This window comes from Methylibium sp., from assembly GCF_031393925.1.
Lineage (GTDB): Bacteria > Pseudomonadota > Gammaproteobacteria > Burkholderiales > Burkholderiaceae_C > Methylibium.
In genome coordinates this window covers 1-4,173 of record NZ_JANMWL010000091.1, presented here as the reverse complement: position 1 = coordinate 4,173, position 4,173 = coordinate 1, and the positions used below count along the sequence as shown (strand labels likewise).

Genomic DNA, 4,173 nt, shown 5'->3' with positions numbered 1-4,173 from the left:
CTCGAGCGCCTCGCCCACATCCGCCAGACCCTGCAGATCAGCCCGAACAGCTTCGGCCAACGGCCCTTCGCCCTCGAACGACAGGGGCCGCTCGGTGGGCTGTATGCCGAGAACACGCGCTGGACGTACGGCGATGTCGTCTTCGTTGGTCTCAACGTCCCGGGCAGCAACAATAACTACGTCCATGCGGGCGAGTGCGTGAGCACGAAGAGTGCACGCACACAGGTCGAATGCGATGCCGACAACGCCGAGTACCGCGCGCGCGACGCGGCGAATATCGCGTTCCTTGCCGGCCTATGACGGCTACACCGCGTTCCTCGACGCGATCGCCACCGAGACGCAGGTCTTTGACGGACAGGTGGTCCTCGTGCATGGCGACACGCACTTCTTCAAGATCGACAAGCCGCTCTTCAACCAGGCCAGGCTGCTGCGCAACTTCACTCGCGTCGAGACCTTCGGTAGCCCCAATCTGCACTGGGTCAAGGTCTCCGTGGATCCGCGCTCCCGCAACGTGTTCAGCTTCGAGCCGATGATCGTGCCCGGCAACTGAACCAAGAATCGGCGGTGATGCGCCGAGTCGGATCAGCAGACTTGCATACGGGCACGCCGATGTTTGGTGTGCCCGGGCGGCAGCGGCAGCATCCGGTGCTTGTGATCGGGCGTGTGGATCGCCGTCTTCTCGCCCACGCAGAACACGGTGCGCGGGCGGGTCCGGATACGGCCCGATCCACCGGCATCCTTGGCGTGCGGCCAGGATGCAAAGACACCCATCTGGCCAGCGCCCACGCGTCCAGCGCCTAGGCCCACTTCGAGACGATTGCGTCGTTGCAAGCCGGCTTGGATCGACGATCGACTCGACGCTCTGCGACACTGTCAAAGCAGCGCACAACACGCGCGCCGCGCCAAGGCGGCATTGCCATGACGCTCGCGCATCAAGGCGTCGAGTGCAATGCCTTGTTCGCTCGTCAGCATTGCTCGTTCCATGCCTCGATCAGTGGGCGATCCATGCGATTTCAATGAGTCAGCGCACTGGAGATGGCAGCCGTGCCCAAGCGTCTAAAAGTCGAAGCAGCTCCTGCGCGCAAGCGGCGCAGCGACGTCGCCGACCTCGCCGCGGAGAACTTACTGGACTCGCGCCGCCTTTTCTACTTCTTTCATGTCGCCCGATTGGGCAGCTTCACCGCGGCGGAGGCCAGCCTCGACGTTGCGCAGTCCACGATGAGCCGGCAGATCCAGCAATTGGAGGCCGACGTGGGCGTGCAGTTGCTGCAACGCACGGGTCGCGGCGTGGCCTTGACTCACCCCGGACAGATTCTTTACCGCCAGGCAGAGAGCATTCTTCATGAGATGTCGAGCACGCGGGAACAGATCAGCGTGGCCAGCAAGAGTGCAAGGGGTCAGATCACGATTGCAGCATCACGGCCGTTCTCCAGTCGCTACATCCCGGAGGTGATCCACCGCTTCGTCGAGAAGTATCCCGACGTTCATCTGACCGCGCTCGAAGCATCCAGTGGTCAGGTCTACCAGCACCTTGCCGACGGCGCGGTCGATTTTGCGGTCGTGCTCCACACGCCCAATTCCCACAAGATCACGACGCACAAACTGATGGTCGAGCCCTTGCTGCTCGTGGCCAGGCGTGACCATCCCGTGCTGGCTGCCAAGGTCATCGAGCGCACCGCGCTCGCCACGATCGACTTGATGCTGCCCGCGGCATCCCATGGCACGCGAGCGATCCTCGAGCGCTATCTCGACGAGGGCGGCCTGACTCTGGATCCGACCCTGCGCCTGGACAGCGTGTCGCTGATGAAAGCCATCGTCAGTCAAGGGCGCTACTGTGCGCTGTTGCCAGCGATGGCCTGCGAAGCAGAGCTCGCATCGGGAGACTTCGGCGCCCGGCCGTTAAAGCCGCTGCTCGAACGCACGCTCTACCTCGCCAGCCTGCGCGACCGGCCTCAGACGGCCATCCTCAAGGCGATGGAGCGAGAGATCATGGCGGTCGTGCGCGGCAAGCCGGGCAATTTGGTGGACGACCGATAGGCGCGGGCGTCACGCCGGCCAAGACGTCCGGCCGCTCAATGACGCATCGGTCGACATCGTCCGCAACCCAGCGGACGGATCATGCACGGCGACGCCGACTGCGACTATTCGGTGCGCCGGGGACAGGGTCGGCGTGAGCGCGGCGCCGGTCACGGCGCCGGTGATGATGGCCTTGCTCGCTGTCTCCAGGCGATCAAGCGCCGTTGATCGATGCCGGCGCGCTGCCATCACCGAACACCGCGGCCAAGCGCGCCGAGAACGCGTGCGCCGTCAAGTCGATCTGTAGCGGCGTGACCGATATGGCCTTGTCTCGCATGGCGGCCAGATCAGTGCCGTCGACGCTCTCGCCCGGGTCATAGGAGACCTTGATCCAGTAGTACGGCACGTTGCGCCCGTCAGCGCCCGCAACGGGTCGAAAAGTTCCCAGTCGGCGCCGGCCCAAGGCGGTCAGCCGCACGCCCGTGACCTGCTCGGGATCGACGTCCGGAAAATTCACGTTCACCACGATGCCCGGCTCCCAGTCGCACGACAGCAGCTCTTTGAGCACGCGTCCCCCGTGTTGCCGGGCGACATCGAAGCGCGGCGTGCCCCCGATCTTGCGCACCTGGCTCACCGCGATGGCGCGAATGCCCAGAATGGCCGCCTCCATGGCCGCGCCGGTCGTGCCCGAGTAGGTCATGTCTTCACCCAAATTCTCGCCATGGTTGATGCCCGACAGCACCACCGTCGGTGGGCAATTGGCCATCAGTTCCCAGACCGCCAACAGCACGCAGTCGGCCGGCGTGCCTTTGACCGCATAACGCTTGTCGCCGATCCGGCGGGCACGCAGCGGCACCGAGAGCGAGATCGAGTGCGAGGCACCGGACTTCTCCTCGTCCGGTGCGACCACCCAGACATCATCGGTAAATTGCCGCGCCAGGGATTCAAGCAGTGCGAGCCCCTCGGCATGGATGCCGTCGTCATTGACGATCAGGACGCGGTGCGCGCCTGGCCGGTCTTGCTGGGCGGTCGGTGTCATCGGCGCGGCCTCCGAGCAGTGGGTCCCGTGATCAGAGCGCGCATCAGCGGCCCTGTCGATACAGCTCGACCTGCATTTCCCCGAGTCGCACCTTCACCACCGGGGATTTGGCGATGCGCATCAGGCGCTGCACTTGATCGAGCTCCGGCGACGAGAGCAAGGGGTAATCTTGCTTCACCGGGCCGGCAGCACGCATCAGGTTGAGGTCGGCCTCGGGCACCAGCGCACGCAGGATCAGTTCATCATCATCGTCGGTGCCGTGGCGCTTGCGCAGTTCCTGGATCGTTGGCTGCTCCGGCGGACGGGTGATGACCTGCTTGGCCCGCGCGGAAGTCATGATCTTGTCGAGCACGTTCGGGTCGATCGGCGCCACCATTTCGCCGTAGAAACCGGCGGCATAGCCGATCACCTCGTCGGTGACGATGCTGTAGCGCTTGCCGGAGACGATGTTCAGCACGGCTTGGATGCCCACGATCTGGCTGAACGGCGTGGCCATGCCGGGGTAGCCCAGTTCGCGCCGCACCTCGGCGGTTTCGCGCAGCACTTCGTCCAGGCGATCGGTCATGCCGTGCTGGGCCAGATTGGCCTTCAGCGTTCCGACCATGCCGCCCGGAATCTGGTGCTGGATCGCCAGCACGTCGTACTCGTTGTTCTGGTTGACCGGATAGCCCGCCGCCTTGCCCACTCGTTCGAAGTGCCGAGCCACCGGTTCGAGCAGCGCGACGTCGACGTCGTGGGTGTGGCCCAACATCGTCAGGTTGTGCGCGAACATCTGGACGGACGGAACGGCCGGCCCGTTGGCCAGCGGTCGATTCGAGGTGTGAAATACCGTGACTCCGAGCGCGACCGCATCGAGGTAGGCCTTGCCCGACTGCCCGAGGATGTTGTTGGCGTGCAGTTCGATCGGCTTGCCACGAGCCACCGCGATGAGGGCGGGGATCAGCGTGCTCAGTCGTTCCTTCTCGAGCACGCCGGCCGTGTCGTACAAGAGGATGGAATCGATGTGGTCCGACGCGGCAAGTTTTTGGGCTTTGTCGGCGTAGTACGCGTCGGTATGGACCGGCGACAGGGTGAACATCAGCGCGCCGCTACAGCTCGAGCCAAATTCCTTGGCGATG

General features: G+C 64.5%; 4 protein-coding genes and 1 pseudogene. 3 read left to right on the top strand and 2 right to left on the bottom strand.

The features are described from left to right. The 3 genes and pseudogenes from RMO12_RS05540 to RMO12_RS05530 all read left to right on the top strand — a co-directional run. Positions 1-300: pseudogene (locus tag RMO12_RS05540) on the top strand (hypothetical protein); the annotation flags it as partial. Further along, positions 287-550, top strand: a complete 264-nt coding sequence (locus RMO12_RS05535; RefSeq protein ID WP_309638522.1) for a hypothetical protein — start codon at positions 287-289, stop codon at positions 548-550. The pseudogene RMO12_RS05540 and the gene RMO12_RS05535, both read left to right, overlap by 14 nt. 485 nt (positions 551-1,035) lie before the next feature. Then, positions 1,036-2,037 carry a LysR family transcriptional regulator gene (locus tag RMO12_RS05530; protein ID WP_309638521.1) on the top strand — a complete coding sequence of 334 codons (1,002 nt, stop codon included), beginning with the start codon at positions 1,036-1,038 and terminating at the stop codon, positions 2,035-2,037. 193 nt (positions 2,038-2,230) lie between these two features. On the opposite strand, the gene surE is transcribed toward RMO12_RS05530, so the two are convergent. Next, positions 2,231-3,055, bottom strand: coding sequence for a 5'/3'-nucleotidase SurE (gene surE / locus RMO12_RS05525; protein WP_309625983.1), 825 nt, complete (start codon positions 3,053-3,055; stop codon positions 2,231-2,233). A gap of 43 nt (positions 3,056-3,098) precedes the next feature. Then, the coding region (locus RMO12_RS05520) for a pyruvate carboxylase (RefSeq protein ID WP_309638520.1) at positions 3,099-4,173 on the bottom strand (1,075 nt) is incomplete at its 5' end.